Annotated in this window: 14 protein-coding genes and 3 pseudogenes; 3 read left to right on the top strand and 14 right to left on the bottom strand. The window is 41.4% G+C overall.

Annotated elements, in window-relative coordinates; translation table 11 throughout:
• Positions 1–108: 108 nt before the first annotated feature.
• The 4 genes from MHI16_RS01840 to MHI16_RS01825 all read right to left on the bottom strand — a co-directional run bounded on the left by MHI16_RS01840 (position 109) and on the right by MHI16_RS01825 (position 3,919).
• A complete protein-coding gene (locus MHI16_RS01840) occupies positions 109–1,116 on the bottom strand; it encodes a LacI family DNA-binding transcriptional regulator (protein ID WP_058015270.1) in 1,008 nt (335 codons plus the stop codon).
• 77 nt (positions 1,117–1,193) lie between these two features.
• The gene (locus tag MHI16_RS01835) at positions 1,194–2,141 is read right to left on the bottom strand and encodes a dihydrodipicolinate synthase family protein (protein ID WP_003213849.1); all 948 of its coding nucleotides are present in this window, start codon (positions 2,139–2,141) and stop codon (positions 1,194–1,196) included.
• A 361-nt stretch (positions 2,142–2,502) separates the two neighbouring features.
• A complete protein-coding gene (locus MHI16_RS01830; protein ID WP_050943259.1) occupies positions 2,503–3,060 on the bottom strand; it encodes a shikimate kinase in 558 nt (185 codons plus the stop codon).
• Positions 3,061–3,145: 85 nt separating this feature from the next.
• Positions 3,146–3,919 carry an IclR family transcriptional regulator gene (locus MHI16_RS01825; RefSeq protein WP_058015269.1) on the bottom strand — a complete coding sequence of 258 codons (774 nt, stop codon included), beginning with the start codon at positions 3,917–3,919 and terminating at the stop codon, positions 3,146–3,148.
• Between the two features lie 146 nt (positions 3,920–4,065).
• Between MHI16_RS01825 and MHI16_RS01820 the strand changes: the two genes are divergently transcribed.
• Entirely contained in the window at positions 4,066–5,424 is a 1,359-nt protein-coding gene (locus tag MHI16_RS01820; protein ID WP_058015268.1) for a hypothetical protein, read from the top strand.
• A 40-nt stretch (positions 5,425–5,464) separates the two neighbouring features.
• Here MHI16_RS01820 and MHI16_RS01815 read toward each other — a convergent pair whose 3' ends face one another.
• From MHI16_RS01815 to MHI16_RS01785, 7 genes and pseudogenes are all read right to left on the bottom strand, one after another.
• Positions 5,465–6,781, bottom strand: a complete 1,317-nt coding sequence (locus MHI16_RS01815; protein ID WP_061406694.1) for an MFS transporter — start codon at positions 6,779–6,781, stop codon at positions 5,465–5,467.
• A 45-nt stretch (positions 6,782–6,826) separates the two neighbouring features.
• A complete protein-coding gene (locus MHI16_RS01810) occupies positions 6,827–8,029 on the bottom strand; it encodes a CoA transferase (protein ID WP_081106419.1) in 1,203 nt (400 codons plus the stop codon).
• A 125-nt stretch (positions 8,030–8,154) separates the two neighbouring features.
• Positions 8,155–8,535: a cupin domain-containing protein gene (locus tag MHI16_RS01805; RefSeq protein ID WP_003216877.1), complete on the bottom strand. Its 381-nt coding sequence runs from the start codon at positions 8,533–8,535 to the stop codon at positions 8,155–8,157.
• Between the two features lie 22 nt (positions 8,536–8,557).
• On the bottom strand, positions 8,558–10,318 hold the full coding sequence (locus tag MHI16_RS01800) for a thiamine pyrophosphate-binding protein (RefSeq protein ID WP_268467747.1): 1,761 nt from the start codon (positions 10,316–10,318) through the stop codon (positions 8,558–8,560).
• A 34-nt stretch (positions 10,319–10,352) separates the two neighbouring features.
• Positions 10,353–11,071, bottom strand: a pseudogene (gene aroD, locus MHI16_RS01795) (type I 3-dehydroquinate dehydratase).
• Between the two features lie 66 nt (positions 11,072–11,137).
• Positions 11,138–12,571: an aldehyde dehydrogenase family protein gene (locus MHI16_RS01790; RefSeq protein ID WP_058015265.1), complete on the bottom strand. Its 1,434-nt coding sequence runs from the start codon at positions 12,569–12,571 to the stop codon at positions 11,138–11,140.
• Positions 12,568–13,425 (bottom strand): citryl-CoA lyase, encoded by an 858-nt coding sequence (locus tag MHI16_RS01785; RefSeq protein ID WP_081042334.1) that lies wholly within the window; start codon positions 13,423–13,425, stop codon positions 12,568–12,570. Before MHI16_RS01785 ends, MHI16_RS01790 begins: the two co-directional genes overlap by 4 nt.
• A 307-nt stretch (positions 13,426–13,732) precedes the next feature.
• On the opposite strand from MHI16_RS01785, the pseudogene MHI16_RS01780 reads away from it, so the two are divergent.
• Both MHI16_RS01780 and MHI16_RS01775 read left to right on the top strand, forming a co-directional pair.
• Positions 13,733–14,059 (top strand): annotated as a pseudogene (locus MHI16_RS01780) (NucA/NucB deoxyribonuclease domain-containing protein); the annotation flags it as partial.
• Positions 14,060–15,696: 1,637 nt separating this feature from the next.
• Entirely contained in the window at positions 15,697–16,275 is a 579-nt protein-coding gene (locus MHI16_RS01775; protein ID WP_144463144.1) for a hypothetical protein, read from the top strand.
• 45 nt (positions 16,276–16,320) lie between these two features.
• Here MHI16_RS01775 and MHI16_RS01770 read toward each other — a convergent pair.
• From MHI16_RS01770 to MHI16_RS01760, 3 genes and pseudogenes are all read right to left on the bottom strand, one after another.
• Positions 16,321–17,122: pseudogene (locus MHI16_RS01770) on the bottom strand (transposase).
• Between the two features lie 122 nt (positions 17,123–17,244).
• Positions 17,245–18,066, bottom strand: coding sequence for an ammonia-dependent NAD(+) synthetase (gene nadE, locus MHI16_RS01765; RefSeq protein WP_061406684.1), 822 nt, complete (start codon positions 18,064–18,066; stop codon positions 17,245–17,247).
• Between the two features lie 198 nt (positions 18,067–18,264).
• A complete protein-coding gene (locus MHI16_RS01760; protein ID WP_061406682.1) occupies positions 18,265–18,861 on the bottom strand; it encodes an urea carboxylase-associated family protein in 597 nt (198 codons plus the stop codon).
• Positions 18,862–18,924: the final 63 nt, after the last annotated feature.

Raw genomic sequence — 18,924 nt, 5'->3', positions numbered from 1 at the left:
TTATTAGAGGAAATGATGCAAAAGTACATGCCGAAGAGCACTAAAGAAATCGCTTACATTTCAAATCAAGAGACATTCTAAAGCGTTCATACGAGTTTTCAGCATCTATCATTTCTTTTTTGGCGTTCCCGTGGTGCCCCGATCTATATAGTACATAGGGAAGATATGCTCCATTTCCTCTATCAGATCTCCATCTAATACCTGTGTTAATAAAGAAACAGCTTTTCTCCCCATGCCAACTAAATCAACATGAACTGAAGATAAAGAAGGGGTTAGAAAGCTTGCAATGGGCACATCATCGGCACCAACGACAGACAAGTCATGAGGTATAGACACATTTGCGTGATCTGCAGCTTTCATGACCCCCATCGCCAAAAAATCTGAAGAGCAAACAACTCCAGTCATGTGCTGGTTTCCTTGGAGAAATTGAGAAACCACTTCTACTACTTTTCCCCCATCAAATTCATCTAACTCAAACACAAGTTCTTTGTTCATTGTTAACCCTAAATTTTTAAGTGTTCGCTCATATCCATTGTAATACCTGACACTATGCATCGAACTCATTGGACCATTGACCAGCCCAATGGTTCGATGACCTTTCTCAAATAAGGCCGTTACAGATTGACACACACCTTCTTCATCATCTGGTCTGACACATGGGAAAGGAGAATCCTCTAAGTAACTTCCAACAACAATAATGGGAATCGCTAAACTTTTTAACCAATCCATGCTCAATTCTTCATTTCTTGGCGAAAATAAAATCGCACCATCTACAGCTTGCGTTTCAAGTAATCGCTGCTGCTGTATAGATGTAAATGACATCAACATATTGAATTCAGTTTCATCTAACTCTTTCGCTATACCATCTAAAATCGTCGAAAAAAATGGATTATTCAAAATATATGAGCCACGCGGAACCACGACCGCTATATTCCCAGTCTTTCTTTTAACGAGCCCTCTGGCTCCTAGATTAGGACGATAGCCTAACTCATCAATCACTTGTTTGATTCTTTCAGCCGTTTGAGCACCTACTCCTGGTTTACCACTTAATACTCGGGAAACAGAGGCGATAGACACTCCTGCTTTCAATGCGACATCTTTAATACTTACTGACACATTTCATACCTCCGGGAGTCTGTTGTTTTATACACTATTATAACCTGACTCACCTTCATCATGAAATCAATGGTCTGTTATCTACCGACGTTTTCCTTAAGCAAACCAACACTTTGAAGGCCCTGGCGAATTTCTTCTTTTTCCTCATCAGTTAAAGGTAATACCGGCTTCCTAGCAAGCGAGCTGCTGATCAAACCTCGCTGATACATCGCTTCTTTCATGCGCAGATGAGAAGTAGATGAAGGTTCATCCATTTTATACACAGCATGCTTTAATTCAAAGATTCTATCGTAAACTTTATTAGCCGCTACAAGGTCTTTTTCTTCCACACATTTCACAAGTTCAGCGATCAAATCTGGCACGAAACAGCCGAAACCTACAAGTGCTCCATCAATGCCTTGAACCAATGTTGGCAATAAATATTCATCATGACATGTGAGTAACGATACATCTGGTGCATGTTTTTTCAATGCCCGTACATCGACCTCGTATTGTGCCATGTCTCTTTGACCAATTTTAAACGAAACAACATTCTCAATTTCCGACATTTCTAGTAATTGACTGGTTGTATATGAGGTTTTTGTCCATGTTGGATATTGATGGACAATGATTGAAATATCAATCGCTTCTGCAACATCTTTAAAGAATTGGACAGGTGATTCAGGCTGCATACCGAATCTTAGCCATGAATGTGGCGGCATGAGAAGTATACCTTCACCACCAGCTTCTTCAACGGCTTTTGCATGCTGGATCGCTTCAATTGTCCCTTCTGCAGAAACCCCAGAAATGACAGGTACTTCCCCTTTTAATTCGTCGGCTGCAATGCGCACTGCTTCAGCTCGTTCATGTGGCAGTAAAGTCATAATCTCGCCAGTATGTCCATTGACAACGATCCCGTTAATCCCTTTGTGATCCGCTACCCAACGGACAAGCTTACGAAAAGCAGGTTCATCAATTGAATAGTCATCTTTAAAAGGAATTAAGACAGCCGGGAATACACCGCTCCATTTTTCTTTATTTTTCATAAACAAATTCCTCCCCACTCGTTATAGTAAACGTTTACGGTAAGCGTTTACGTAAACAATCATAGAATGATATCGCCGAGGGTGTCAACATTATTTTTTAAAAATTATAATAATTCAAAATACTATTATTGAATTTTAGATACTATTTTATTTTTCCAAAAAATAAAATGAGGGGTATATTTTGTTTACTATATCAACCAAAAAACCTCATCATCATGATTTGGTTGATGATGTATGATCACTTTTTCCAAACAGTCACACACCAAAAAAAGGATAAATAAATTTTACTGTCAAAACATCATCCTATCTACGAAGAAAAAGGCATCAATAGAAAAAAGTCTACCCTAAACGGTAGACTTTTTTATTTCGAATATAAATCCCAGCCAAGCTTGAGTGTGTCCACAATATAATTGGCGACTTCCTCAGCCTCTAAATGATCTGTTTCCACTCTGGAGTTATGAAGAGAATATATCTCACGGCGTTCTTCAAACAACTCTTTCATTTCATCAAGTGACCGGTTGTGAAGAACAGGACGGTTTTCAATTAAAATATCAAGCCGCTGCTTCCAATTCTCCCAAGAAAGGTCAAGGAAAAGAACCGTACAATGCTTCAAGCAGGCACGTTTGATTTCTTCCTGTTTGAATGCACCGCCTCCAAGTGAGACGATCTTGAGCTGTGTATGTTCGCATAAATCGACGATATAATCCTTTTCAGCCTGTCTGAAGAATGCTTCTCCTTTTTGCTGAAACATCTCTGGAATCGTCATGTTGTATTTTTTCTCAATCTCCTGATCGACATCAATAAAATCTCGATATAGCTTTTTGGCAACTAACTGACCAATGGTTGTTTTCCCAACACCCATAAAGCCAATGAGAACAATATTCCGCTGTCTTACAGGGATTTCTCTATTGATTTTCATGATCGTGACACGTCCTCCTTACGACAAGGAATGCTACATAATGTTTCTATTATATGATAAAAAGAGCGCGAAAAGATAGGCAATCTTAAAAATTGTGTTTGACGACGTAGCCGAGCTGTTCAGAAAGCCTTTGTGCCTGTTCTTTCACTTTTTGCTGCAGCTTGGGAATGACTTCTTCAGTAAACCGGTGGGTTGGACCAGATATGGATAAACAAGCCTTCACTTCCCCATGAATGTTAAAGACTGGTGCCGCTACTGCCGCAGAGCCTACCTCTCGTTCATCGATGCTGCAAGAAGTATACGTGTCAAGAATATGTTTACATTCCTTTTGCCAGTCATCTCTCATCACATGATCAGCCTCAGACGCTAATACTTTTTGTTGAAATTCTTCACTTTGAAATGCCAATAATACCTTTCCGCCTGCACCTGCGTACAATGGCAGCTTCTCACCAATTTTGACAAGATGCCGAATCGATTGCAGCCCTTCCGCTTGTTCAATACAAACCCTGCTTGTTGCATCCAGTACATACAGGTTGACGGTTTCTTTTGTTTCATCACGAAGTGCGTACATGAGTGGTTTAGCCAGTTCTCTCAATTTAATGGACTTCCCCGCAATGTATCCAAGGAGATAAAGTCTTTGACCCAACCTATATTTCATTGTGTCTGGATTCTTTTCCACAAAATGATTCATTTCAAGTGCTTTGAGCAGTCTCGTTGTAGTAGACATTGCTAAATTCATCTCTTTTGAAATATCCGTTAGCGTCAGCTCTTGCCGTTCTTCACTAAAACAATAAAGAATATCCAAAGCGCGCTGAACCGTACGCAGTCCTGATTCTTCTTTTGACTTCTTATCAGCCATGTTCACTTTCTCCTTTTCCCCTTTGATTTCTTATCGACACAAACGATCGATTTTGTTATAATCCATTTTAAACGTTCCACTATGAGAAAACAAATTCCGTCAGACGGAATAAAATCAATTGAAGATTTGATGGAGGTGGCATTTGAATGTACCTGCTCGTTTTTACACTTTTGATTAGCTTATCTATTGTTCATCAGCTATTTCCCGCTGCCATACTCTCCTATTTTGTTGGTCTGCTGGCTGCTGCTTCGCTCACCATTTCTTTTAAGAAAGCAAGTGGGCTTTATTTGAAAACAGGTGGTATGTTTCTCATGATTGGCTTGTTCTTATTCTTTTTATCCGACCAGCCATTGCACACTTTTTTTCTTCACTTTCATTCCATGCTAGGCTTGCTTTCTCTATTTTTCATGCTGCCTTTTATTCATTCTCTCATACATGTTGGACATTTCGATACACAATTAAATAAACTGCTTACACTACATACAACGAACACAAACCAGCTATATCGCAAGAGTTCATTTGTCACTCATATTCTTGGCATGTTTTTAAATATCGCGACGATCCCCTTACTATATACATCGCTCAAACCGTCGCTGGAATCCCTAAAAGAACAAGTGAAACAACATCTTTATACACGCAACCTTTTAAGGTCATATGCATTATGTTTAAGCTGGAGTCCTGTTGAAGTGCTCGTAAGCGTCACCATTGATGCAACCAAACTCAAATATTATCAAATTGCACCTGTTACTTTTGGTTTAATGGTCATCGTGCTGGCGACAGATTGGCTGCTCTTTTCTCGTCAAAGCAAACGATTCCCAAACATCATTCAGTCCGCAGAAACAAACTCCAATCCTCGTCGAATTAAGCGAAAAACCCTTCAGCTTGCTTTCATGCTGCTGAGTTTTATGACAGCCGTCTCACTTGTCGATGCATGGATTGGGAAAGGCTATTTATTCGCTGTTGTGCTGACCATTATTCCATTTGCTCTATTATTCTCTTCTGTCATCAAAAAAAGAAAACAATATATAGCCGTCTCTGTCCCTCATTGGAAAGAAAGAACCCGTCAGCTCTCCAACTATATGTGTCTATTTTTAAGTGCTGGCTTCTTTGTCGATATGCTGCTTGCCACAAACAGTATGCAGCCGATTCAAGCATTTATTGTCAGTATATCAGACCATACCATTTTGGTTTATTGTGTCATTGGGTTATATTTTCTGATCACCGCTCTTTGCGGCTTTCACCCGCTCGTTTCGCTTGCTTTGTTAGTCAGCATGATGGCACCTGTCATCCAAGAACTGCCTGCTCTCCCTATTGCCATCATGCTGATCGTTGCTGGAACATCAACTGTCATGTTTAGTCCTTTTAATGTTTCTGTCTCCCTGTTAGCTGATTTGATGAAGGTCAACCCTTACCGTATCACACGCTGGAATATATGGTTTGCTGGCTTTTATATCAGCATGGGTATCGCATGTGCAACGATCATCACCGTTCTTTTTTATTCATAAAAAAGAGAACTCACCTTGGTTTGAGTTCTCTTTTGCTTTCTCACTCTGGTTTTAATTGAATACGTTCTATTTTCCCTACGATAAAAATGTACGACAATGCCCCTCCTAATGCGACTAAACTGACGAATAAAATCCCCCCGTTGTAAGAGCCTGTCGCCGACACGATGAATCCGATAATAAGCGGAGTGATGATCCCAGATAAATTAGCAAAAAAATTAAATACACCGCCAGCCAGCCCAACCATTTCCCTTGGTGCCACTTCAGACAGCATCGTCCAAGAGATATTAGACAGTCCTTGTGCAAATGAAGCGATGGATAAAATGGTCAGCACAAGCGGGATATTCGTTGTAAAGTTTGCTAAAACAATGGTACTCGTCAGAAGCAAGCCAACCACTACCGGCAGCTTCCTCGCTACATTCACTGATACGCCCTTTTTAAGCAGCCAGTCAGACACATAACCTCCAAACAAGACCCCAAAGAATGCAGCAATATAAGGAAGAGAAGCAGCAAAACCTACCTTAAGAAACGCCATATTTTTCGCCTCTGCTAAATAGGTCGGAAACCATGTTAAAAAGAAAAAAAGTGTAGACGCAACAGAGAATTGACCAATATAGAGCCCAATCAATTTACGATATTTTAGAAGGGCGGCAAAGTCTGCCCATTTCAGTTTCTCCTGTGATGCGACTGTCATCCCTTCGCCTTGCCGGATGAATTCTAACTCATCTTCATTCACCTTTGGATGCTCTTTCGGTTCGTGATAATACTTGTACCAAAAGAAAGCAAATATAATACCGAGCGCACCTGCTGTAATAAAGACGGTTCTCCAATCGAAAGTCGTCATGATCCAAAAAAGAAGAGGTGTCGCAAATGCAAGACCCACATACTCTCCAGCAGTATAAACACCTGTTGCAAAAGCCCGTTCCCGCCTTGGAAACCATGTGGTGACAATGCGGTTATTCGCAGGAAATGCGGGAGATTCTGTAATCCCAATAAACAAACGACAGCCGAATAAAAAGGCAAAGCTGTTCGCAAACGCCTGCAGGCCTGTGAAAATAGACCAAGTAATGAGTGATATCCCATACGTTACCTTTGAGCCAAATTTATCGAGAATAAAGCCGCCTGGTATTTGCATCGCTGTATATGTCCAGCTAAATGCTGAAAAGATCAGGCCTAATAAGGCAGGATTTAATTGCAATGAAGATTGAATAGCAGGTGCAACAATGGATACACTGGCTCGATCAATATAATTAATGGCGGTAATAAAAAACAACAGAATCAATATGCCAAAACGGGCTTTCGTTGGCTTCATATAAGCGGGCCGCAATTCATTCCCCTTCAGTTCTGAATGCACTTTCATAACCATCCTCCTTTGTTTCCGCAGCGTGCGGTTCGGTTGAGCGCCTTAAATAACCCCTTTTTCTTCCAATCGTTTGCACTCTTCTTCTGTTAAGCCAAGCATATTTGTTAAAATCTCAAAATTATGTTCGCCTAAATCAGGTGCAATGTGACGGATACTTCCGGGTGTTTTTTCAAACTTCGGAATGATCCCAGGCACCTTTACTTTTCCAAGACGAGGGTGATGTACCTCGACGATATTCTCTCGTGCTTTAAATTGCGGATGCTCAAAAATATCCTGAATACTTAAAATTGGGCTCACAGGAACGCCATGAGTATCTAGAATTTCTAATACGTCATCCCTTGTTTTCGACGCGATCCATTGAGAGACGATCGCATCCATCTCTTTGTTATGCTTCAGCCTAGATGCATTGACCGCGAATTTTTCATTCTCTAATAAATCTAATCGATTCATCGCCTCTGCCAATCGATTGAAGGTCGAATCGGTACTCGTCACAAGAACCAAATAGTGCCCATCCTTTGTCTCATAGGTGCCGGCAGGGCTTGAATGACCGCTTAGCCCCGGTGAACGCTCACGCACCTTCCCAAGCTTGTCATATTCTGCAACCAAAAATTCTAACATACGAAACACAGATTCATAGAGGGCCAAATCCACCATTTGCCCAGTTCCTTCTGGATGTGTATCTCTGTAATACATCGCTGTCACGGTAGCAAACGCCACATATATGCCTGCAATATAATCAGTTAAAGAAAAGGAAGGACTGACTGGATGCCGGTCTGGAAACCCTTGAATATATGTAAAGCCGCTAAACGCCGTCGCAGGTGTTCCAAATCCAGCCTTGTCCTTAAACGGGCCCGTTTGTCCATAACCCGAAACACGAATCATAATTAATTGAGGGTTGATTTCTTTTAATACATCGTATCCTACGCCCCATTTTTCAAGTGTTCCAGGGCGGAAATTTTCAATCAACACATCGACCTGACCTGCAAGCTTTTTAAAAATGTCTTTTGCTTCGTCTTTATGCAGATCGAGTGTGAGAGATTTCTTATTCCGTGAGAGACCTGACCATCTAAGTGGTTCGCCTTCTGCAAAAGGGCCAACATGCCGCAGCGTATCGCCTTTACCAGGAATCTCGACTTTGATGACCTCTGCACCAAAATCCCCTAGAAGCACCGCGCCATAGGGTGCAGCGATCATCGTAGAGACGTCTAATATTTTCATTCCTTCGAGCGGTGTATTCATATTCATTGCTTGACTCCCTTTCATTCAAATGATGAAGGGCTAAATAACTTTCTATTTTAGCCCTTTTCATCTTTCTGATTGACTCGGAAGGCCCTGATAGTTCAAAAGGAGGGCTTACCGGTACAGTTTTTTTAATCCTTCGGAAGCTGCCCTTGCGGTGTGTAAAGCCAAATGAGCCATAAAGGTTCATCTCCTGTATTTACATGCTGATGCGAGACACCATCTGGAATGAACATGAAATCATTTTGTTTAAAGGACTGCCTTTCTCCATCACAAATGACTTCACCAGATCCTTTAATCACATAATCAAATTCCTCTGAACCCGGGTGATTGTGCACTGAACTTGCTTCTCCCGGTTCAAAAATGGTGAGACCCGCCATCATATGCTCTGACCCAACAGTATCTGGTGTAATGGTTTGAAATACCTTTCGAATCATTTGCTCCTCTGGATGATCTAAACCTAACCATAATGGGTTCCCATCTTGAAACGGATTTAATACTTTAATTTTCATTGTTCATTCCTCCTCGTTATGTTTAATTCACGCTGACATGTGAGCGCTTTGAATTTGGTGAATAAATATCATTAATATTCCAATGTCCATCGGTAGGGACAGGATCATTTTTCATTGCTACATCGATGACGCAAGGCTCTTGAGATGCAATGGCTTCAGCTAAAGCTTCTTTGAATTCAGAAGCAGAGGTGATTTTAATCCCCTTCATTCCATAACCTCTTGCAATGGCTGCAAAATCCGGAGAATAGCTTTCTCCACCTTTTCTGAAAACTGTACCGTACGTCGTTTCATAGTGCGCCATTTGCAAGCCGGCTATTGTTCCAAATGCACTGTTATTCATTACAATCCACACAACAGGAATGTTCTCTTCAACGGCTGTTGCGAGAACAGATGGATTTTGACCGAATCCGCCGTCCCCAACGAGTGACACAACGACACGGTCAGGCTGGGCAATCTTTGCCCCAAGCGCAGCAGGGGCTCCAAATCCCATCGTTGCAAAGCCTCCCGGAGTTAGAATGGTCCCTGGCGTGAGCACAGGAAATTGCTGTCCAACCCCATTTTTATTCCAGCCAACATCCGTTGTAATAAAAGCATCTGGCGGCAATACTTCTCGCACTTCCTGCAAAATACGCTGCGGCTTCATTGGGAAAGATTCATCTTGAATGTTCGTCAGGTTGCCCGCCTGAAAATCCTTACGATATGCCGCAATTTCCTTTTTCAATTCAGGTCGATTCAGCCCTTCTGGCAATCTTTCTCTCGCCACTCGATTGAGTACAGTCAAGGCCTGCTTAAGATCGGCTACTGCTCCAATGTCAACCGGATAGTTACGTCCAATTTCATTCGGATCAATGTCAATATGAATGAGCTTGGTTGACGGGAAACGGAACGTATAATCTGATTCCCATGAACTCGCATCAGCTTCAGCAAAACGGGTGCCTAAAGCCAATATATAGTCCGCCGCTTTGCACTGATCATTGATAAATTTTGTCCCCCAAAATCCTGTCATTCCAAGGGTCATTGGGTGATCATCCGGCATGGCTCCTTTCCCCATCAAAGAATGGGCGACAGGGATACTGAGATGGTCAGAAAATGCCTTTAATTCTTCAGCTGCATCAGCTAGTAAAATGCCTCCCCCTACATATAAGAGCGGTTTTTCTGCCTGCAGCAATCGATCTAATATCCGATTGGCTGTTTGATCATCAATTGAAGGTTTTTCAATGGTCTGTGTATGATGGTTGATTTGTTCAAACAAGGACACATCTAGGTCCTTTGAGAACACATCCATTGGAACAGATATCAGCACTGGACCAGGACGGCCGCTTTCAGCTAACTGAAATGCTTTTGATAAAATCTCTGGAAATAATGCTGGAATATCGACTCTCCATGCTCTTTTCACAAACGGCCGGTAAATTTCGTATTGAGAGGCATCGGAATGAAGATTGATCTCTTGATGTGGGTGCTTTCCGTAGTAATGACTTGGGACATCGCCTGCAATAACAACCATTGGAATGGAATCAAGTGCTGCATTCGCTACCCCTGTTGCCGCATTGGTGAGTCCAGGACCTAGATGACTGAGCACAACAGCCGTCTGTTTCTTTGCTCGCGCATAACCATCTGCTGCATGTGCCGCTATCTGTTCATGCCTGACATTTACAAATTGAATCGAGCTTTTTTCAAGCGCTGATAAAAAGGCAATATTCGTATGACCGCAGAGACCAAAAATATGCTCGACTCCCCGATTTTCTAAGTACTGAATAACCTGTGTAGAAATATTCTTCTTCATGTTTCTCTCCTCTCACGGTGCAGCTATGAATCTGCTACTCACTTATTCTTTGAAAAACAATAGATAGAACGGTGTTCAAATCCTGTATCGCCACTTGCCCGGGAGCTGAGCTTTCTTTCCCTACAGCAAAGGTCATGACAGATCCAAAAAGTCCGCCAATCATTCTTGTAAAAGCCCCGTATTCCCCCATTGCCATCGAAATAACGGGAATTGACAGCTGCTTTTTCGCATGGCTGGTCGCTGAGAGCAGTGTTAATGCATCGTCATAGGAATGCGGCATCACTGCGATCTTTGCGATGTCGGCGCCGGCTGATTCTGCATTGACGAATAGCTGCATGAGACGATCTACCTCAGGGGTACGCTGGAAATCGTGATACGACACAATCAAGGTAACCCCATTTCTTTTAGCCGCCTGACTGACTTGCTGTATATATGTCACATCATGCATCAATTCATAATCAACGGCGTCCACAAGCTGAGTGGAACAAAGCTCGGCAAGCAAAGAAACCTTCTCAGATTCCGAGAGTGATATACTTTCGCCGCCCTCCTTTTCAGAACGAATGGTGAATAAAATGGGATGCCCTTTGCCCTTTCTACCATTCCCTTAAGGGTTTCTATCACTTGTTCCTTGTCATGAAGGTGATGAAAAAAATCCGCCCGCCACTCTATCACATCTGGCTTTTTCTCAGTTAATACCTCGACCTCATGAAACAATTCTTCCTTTGTTTGTCCGATGAGCGGCGTACAAATCATTGGCTGAGCGCCTGTCTGCACACTTTTTACCTTTTGCTGAAATGCATTCACATCCAAACGCCCCTTTCACAGACCCTGTGGAAGCACGACCATTTTGGTTTCGGTCATCTCCTCGATGGCGAAACGCGGACCTTCTCTTCCAAGACCGCTTCGCTTAATCCCACCATAAGGCCAATGATCCAGTCTAAAATTCGATGTCCCATTGATGACAACCCCGCCAGTTTCAAGCTCTTTTGCTGCGTGTAACGCCACATCCAGCTGATTCGTAAAGATCCCTGCCTGCAAACCATATCGACTATCATTTGCTTCTTTAATTGCCTCTTCCAGCTCCGCATAAGGGAGAATGCTGACAACTGGGCCAAACACTTCCTCACAGACGACCTTGGCCTGTTTCGGAGGGTTTAGCAAAATAGCCGGTGTGATGCTCGCTCCATTTCTTTTTCCCCCACATAAAAGCTTTGCCCCCATACTCTCTGCCTCTTGTATCCATGCCTCAACTCGCTGCGCGGCCTGTACATCGACCATACAGCCGATATCACTCTCACTGGACAACGGATCTCCAACGACAAGCTGATCTACTTTTTGTTTTAATACCTCAGTAAACGACGGCATAATTTCCTGGTGGACATAAATTCTTTGGACAGAAATACAGCTTTGACCAGAATTACTAAAGCCTGTCTTGGCACAAAGGGATGCGGCTTGTTCAATATCAGCATCGTGATGAACAATCGTCGCGCCATTCCCTCCGAGTTCGAGCAATACTTTTTTTAATCCCGCAGAAGTTGTAATATGTTCTCCTCCGGCAGCCCCGCCGGTAAAAGAGATGAGATTTGTTCTTTCATCAATAACTAACTGTTTCCCAGCGTCGACTCCGCCAATCACAAGCTGCAAACTTGCCTCAGGAAACCCTGCTTCGAGAAGGAGTTTCACAAACGCTGTAGCAACAGCTGAAGTTTGCGGTGCAGGCTTCAAAATAATGACGTTCCCTCCCGCAAAAGCCGGGCCAACTTTGTGACAAATTAAATTGAGCGGTGCATTAAAAGGAGTAATCGCCAGCACAACTCCGACTGGTACTTTAAATGTCATGGCCATTGCTCCCTGTCCACGCGATGATACATTGCCAGGAATGGTCTCACCTATTAATCGATTCGCTTCTTCCGCCGATTGCGCCAGCGTCTCAATTGATCGTGAGACTTCATCTCTTGTATTTTTAAGCGGTTTGCCTAATTCTAACGAAATCAGTTTTGCAAAATGGTCTTTTTGTTCTTCAAGCAAGGCGGCTGCTTTTGTTAGAATCTTTGAGCGTTCAATTGCCGATATTCCCGCTATTTGTTTTTTAGCCTGCTGCGCAATAGAAAGTGCCTGTTCTATGTCTTCTGGTGAGGCGAGATATGATGTACCGATCCTTTCTCCTGAGTAAGGATTTGTGATATCTGTTTTCACACGACCGGAATCCATCCACTCGCCGTTTATATATGATAACGCTTTCAAATGGCTCAAATTTTCTCTCCCTCCTTCAAGTGCCGCGTTCCATGTCCTGCATAACGAACCAATCTTTCTTCGTTCGGACAAGGTCCCTTCACGAGGGCTCCCTTTGTCAGTTCCTCATATGCATGCGCCACGATGCCCATTCCTCTGGATAAGGAAAAAATGCCTTTTGCTGCTTCTGCTGGAATGTTTAATTCACATTGGATGGCAGCAGATACACCGTCTATATTCATCGTGATTTTCTTCCCTTTCAGGTGTTCAAGCTCATGTCTAATCGCTTCGGCTAACCTTAAATATATCCCACTGATAAGACCTTGCTGGACATATGTGTGACTCAACTCATATAGACGTCTCACCCTTGGATCATCATCATGAAGCTGATGGCCGATCCCCGGAATTTTTTCCTTGCGAGTTAACCATGTGTGACATACTTGCTTGGCCGCAGACTGTATATCTTTTTGATCATCGTAGATCGATTTGGCTTCGTATAACATACGCATGGCCTTCTCACCGGCTCCCCCATGAATATCACCTAATAGATTCACCCCTGTTGCAACAGATGAATTAAACGAAATGCCGCAAGTCACCGCCATTCTGGCTGCTGCAATAGATGGCGCTCTTGGTCCATGGTCCGCACCTGCGACAAGAACACTTTCAAAAAGAGCTGCTTTTGATTCATCCAATAATTCACCAACAAGCAGTAAATAAAGCATTTGTGGATACGACAGTTCACCAATCAGTTCTTCAATCGGATAACCTCGAAGTTCAATTGAGTTTTTTTGAATATGACTAATCTCAGTTTCCCACCAAGCGCCTCCCTCTTTGTAAATTTCCAGTGCACTTCGATTTTTCATTGTGTCAATCATTCCTTTAGCTTCTTATTTGGAGTGAACCACCCCTTTATTCCATACAGTGGAATCTAATTTCACTTTTCGGAATGTGTTTTCATTGTAAGCGCATTCTTTTTCTTCGTCAATCATTTTTTCTGAAAATACTGTCAATAGAAGTGAAATTAAGTGAATCGAACTAATGATGTTTGCTTTTTTTAATCAAAAAAATTGATATTTAGTTAAATGGACTTAAGTAGATCGTTCTACTAATTTAATGAATTTTTGGTTGTTTTGTCAAACCCTCTTCGACATAAAAAAAACTCTCCTTCTTCTGGAGAGGTCTCAGTATGATGTGAAATTGAAGTTTCCGACTGATAAGTATCCAGAAACAGCACGAGACATAAAAAATGCTATAAAAAAGGGCGCTTCTGCCGTCTGCACGATTGATAAAGAAGGTGCCGATAAAAATAGAGAAGAATCATTGAAAAACATACCAACAAAAAGGGGATATGATCGAGATGGATTCCCTATGGCTATGTGTGAAGAAGGCGGTGCAGGTGCCGATATAGAATAAATATCTCCTTCAGACAATCGAGGTGCGGGATCTTGGGTGTCCCATCAACTAAATGAATACGAAGATGGAACGGCCGTACTGTTTGTTGTTGATTAGGGTTATGCAACTTTGAATTTGATCGCAGCTTATTCAAAAAATCCCTATCCAATTGGAAGGGATTTTTTCTGAGTGTCTGTTAGTGCATTGGTGTTGTTCCAGAAGAATTTCCAAATAGACAGACCCAAAAGGTCTGCCATTTTTCATGTACCTAATCGAATAGCCAACTCCATAGCAGTCTCGGTATGATTCAGATATGAACCACCAACCAACATCATGATCGCAAGACCAGCTAAAACAAAGCTTTTTCTAATGTTCATACAAACAGTCGCCCCTTCGAATTTGTTTTTGAGCGTACACCATTTGCTGATACAAATATACAGATTCCTCCATACGCTCACATTTAGTATAAAATTCTGCGGACTCTAATGCCAGTTCTTCTAAATATGGATAACCCCTAATGTTATCAAATCGTTTCAAAATATCCTTGAGATCATCAAGATTAAGTGGCTTTATATATAGGTTTACAAGAAAATCGTACAAAGATTCGAATAATTGATCAGGGTTTGATTTTAGATAATCTATGCCACGCTGCAAATATTCCTTGGCCAATTCATCGTTACCCAATTTAAAATGGATCAGAGCCTGCTGATAAAGGATTGCTCGATAAGTTTGATGAACTTGGGTCACTGTTATTCTAGTTTGGAAAAATATCAGTTGGCATTAGATCATTTGGAGGAAGCTGAAATTTATTTGAAACGTCATTCTCACAGAAGCAGCCTAGCTCTTTCTTTTTCGTTTTCGTTCCTCATTAGCTTTGATTAAAAACAAAACTGAAACACCTAGAATGAGTAATCCTATCTCAAACAGGTTTATTCCTACTTCTACCTTCACATGATTTACCTCCGCAGTGACTGGATTTTATCACAAAAAAAATCCGTCAAAATGAAGCACTGAAAAATAAAAGAAATGCTTGCGGACACCGCAAGCAAAATGGAATCTTTCAACAAAAACAAAATATTAAGAAACAAAAAAACAGGCTCTCCAGCCTGTTCATTAGCGATAATTGACAATCTAATTCTTCTCTATTCGAAATTTCTCCTCCCAATTAAAAGAACCTTAATTGCGGACACCGCAACTGAAAAATAAAATTCCCACCATATTACCAATTATAAAGAAATAAATGGTAGCATTGGAATATATCAAAGAAAGTGAGTGATTTTTATAAGCCCATGTCTCTTATGACTCTTTTTGCAACCATTTTTTAGACTCTCTTATGATCCCCCAAAATAGGAACCTGTACAGAACTACAAGCAAGAAAAAAGTATAAACAAACTCAAAGGGAGAGAATGGTTCATAATCAATTATGTATGTATTAATAAACACTATTACCAAAGAAAACAATTCCATCAAAGAATCTATAAATCTGTTTTCTTTGAACACGTCCCTTGTCTTTTTGAAATTAAAGATGTCTTTAATTTCCCCACTGGAAAGTCCTTTGATTAAAGCTAAACCTATCAAGTACACACCAAAAGACATCTCAAAGGAAAAACTCAACATCTGTGTGATTACACAATAAATCAAAGTGAATAAGAATAAATACATTTTATTACTCTCCTTAACCTCTAAGTATTCCACTCCAATAGAAGGAAATATCATGTATGCGTTACCCCAAAAAACAAATAGGAGTGGTACGTATGTTTAAAAAATTTCTAGTAGTGTTATGTGTGCTTACTATTACATTTGGTTTCTCTTCTCCAATGATTAGTCATGCCAGTCAAGGTAATAATGAGACCCCTCCAGTCAGTATAGATAAAAAACAATTGGAATTAGCAGAGAAACTATCTAATTACTTCGAATTAGATAAGGATGGAAATATTCATTTTACAGCTGATAAAGAAACCCTTATGGAAATGGGAATTTCAGAACACGACAGTCTACTAATGACTTCAATGAAATCAGAAGAATTTAGCTTTGAAGAGAATGAGAAAAAAGGTGACATGCAGACATTAGGTTTTGTAGGTTTACACCTCAAATTAGGACCGAAAGTTAGAAGCATGAATGCCATAGTAGCAGGTGGATTTGCAGCCGGATATATCGGTTGGTACACAAGTCGAATTGCTGCTGCTGGACCATGGGGTGCTGGAGCCGCTGCGGCTATTACTGCTGGAACTTCTGGTGCTGTTGCATGGGCAGTTAAAAACAAATATAAGAAAGTTGATGTAGGCGTAAATATTATGTTTGTTGATTTAGCATATACTGTAAAAATACCTTAAAAATTACTGCTAAGCAACAATAAATAAAAAAGGCCTCCCACAGACCTAGCCTAGCTTGGCTTGGTCTGTGGCAATCTTTTTCATGTTCTGGCACGCAGCTGTGAGAAGAACTTGCACACTCACATTCTGTTTTCCCCTCAACCAACAGTAGCGAAGCCCATGCAGTTGTTTTGAATCTGCAAAGCTTCGCTCTATTTTTTCTTTTCTCTTTTTATATAACTTTTTTCCAAAGATAGACAGACGATTTTGTCTAATCTTTTCTTTTTGTTCCTCCCATACATGTCTTGAGATCACATTTTGATGATTTTTCGATCTTGTACAGCCTTCAAGGAAAGGACAAGAAACTCATTTTTAAGGGTCTGATTTATAGTACCTATAACCTTTTCGGTCAGTTGTCGTATATGATAGCTTTTCACCATTTGGGCATATGTAATGATCATGTTCAAAATGATACTGGAATTTCCTCTTGTTCGATGAAAGCGTCTATGTGCGATGACACCAAAAATGCGGCGATCGGATAAATCCTTTACAGATTGATGTTGTCAAATAACCAGAATCAATGGCAACCGCTTCTACTTGAAAATCAAATCGGGTGATTTGGTGATCCAATCGATCAAGATACGGAACGGATACCGTACAGGTATGCGATAAATATCATTTTAAACAAAATAAGTTGATCAAGAGAAGGACGACCTTTATCCTCACTATAATATGGTTTGACTTTGTCTATGATAAATGAAAAATCAATGTACTGATCAATTTTACGAAGCAGGTGATCCTCTTCGACCAGTTGATCTAGTAATACAAATTCGGCTTCGTGCTGAGAAGAATTTCTAGTGTGGAACATAAGAAAAAGTGGACTTATCTCTATTATAAAATTTGGAGATGGAAACTTTAAGGAAAAAAATAAAGCTGTCGAGATTTTTCTCGACAGCCTGAAACCTCTCCATCTTCTGGAAGACCTCCTTTTTATTTCCACCAGTCATCAAACATGGAAGCGGGTACTTGGCGTTTATGCTCTGATTGAACATAGCGCTTTTCAATCGCTTCTGCTGCTTGTTCTGATACGGGCTTACCTTCTAAGTAATCATCAATTTCATTGTACGTAATGCCTAGTTCTGTTTCATCCGTTTGCTGAGGTTTATCATCAAGCAGATCGGCTGTTGGTTTCTTTAAGTATAGGCGCTCTGGTGCTTGCAGCGCTTCTAGCAGCAGCCGGCCTTGGCGTTTCGTCAGACCTGTGAGCGGGAGAACGTCTGCACCGCCGTCACCATACTTCGTGAAGAATCCAGTGACTGCTTCGGCTGCATGATCTGTACCAATGACAAGTAACCCTTCTTCTCCTCCGACAGCATACTGTGCGATCATTCTCATGCGCGCTTTAACATTCCCTTTATTAAAGTCAGACAACGGTCCGCCCATGTCTTTTTGATATTGTTCACTGAATGCCTTCACAGCAGGCGCAATATCATATTTCCACGACTTGTCCGGCTGAATAAATGATAAAGCGAGCTGTGCATCATCTTCATCCTGCTGCACACCATGCGGGAGACGCACCGCAATAAAGACTGCGTCTTCTTTTCCTTCTTGACGCAGTTCAGATGCAGCGAGCTGTGCAAGACGGCCAGCGAGCGTTGAATCCTGTCCGCCGCTAATGCCGAGAACGAATCCTTTCGCACCGGTTTTTTTCAAGTAGTCCTTTAGAAATCCAACCCGTTTTTCAATCTCCTGCTTTGGGTCAATTGAGGGCTGCACATGCAACTCTTGGCTGATCTTTTTTTGCAAACTCATACACTTTTCCTCCTAAGCATCCTCTACATGAAGAGAACAGGTTTTACTCTGAATTCATTGATTTGACAACGTTTTTTGAATCTTCATTATACCATGTTTTCAGGAAGAACATTTTGTTAGACGTTCCCCTATTTCATTCATGATCAAACATTCATAAATGAAAAAGACCATGTCTATATGGACTGGCCCTTTTCTTTTTCAATCAATTTCTACCCGTATCGATGTACAGTTTGCACCATTACACTTCCCAATATCAGCAGGACATGCGGATACGGCCACAATGAGATCCATTTCGGCTCGCAGACGAATGTAATCACCGGGAAGAGATTTTGGCAGCTCCACAGACAGCTTTCCTTTTTCATCAATGACTGTATTCATAAAGGCATTAAAAGGGTAGTACATATCCTCCTTCGGAATCCCAAATGGTTCAAAGGCATTCCGCAAATTATCGTAGCATGTATGCATGACCTCTAAATGCGTCCGTCCATATAAAAGCTGATACATTTCTTGCCGGCAGGCGGGCATGTATAAATCATGGCATTCGACAGTGTCTTCAATGATCGTAAACATCGGTTTGTATAAGTTAGAATAGAGTTTATCGCCTTTTTTCACTTTTGATGAAAATAGGCTGTCCATTGTCGCGCCTTGGTCAAATTTTTCATAAAAATCCTTTTCGTGATAAGCCATCACATCTGCTACTTGCTGACCTTCAACATCAACCACCCGCATACATTGGCCTTTTCCTAAACGAAAGCCGAGTCTGCCCTTTGGTAAAATGACATGTTCTCCGTTCATCACATGCACTCCTTTCCTTGACAGTATGCCCAAAACGTCCTCTTTCTTGATCATGTATAAAAA

Source organism: Bacillus sp. FSL K6-0923 (assembly GCF_038630825.1).
GTDB classification, from domain to species: Bacteria; Bacillota; Bacilli; order Bacillales; family Bacillaceae; genus Bacillus; species Bacillus pumilus.
Note: the sequence above shows the minus strand (reverse complement) of the source record. Positions and strands in the feature narration are given on the sequence as shown.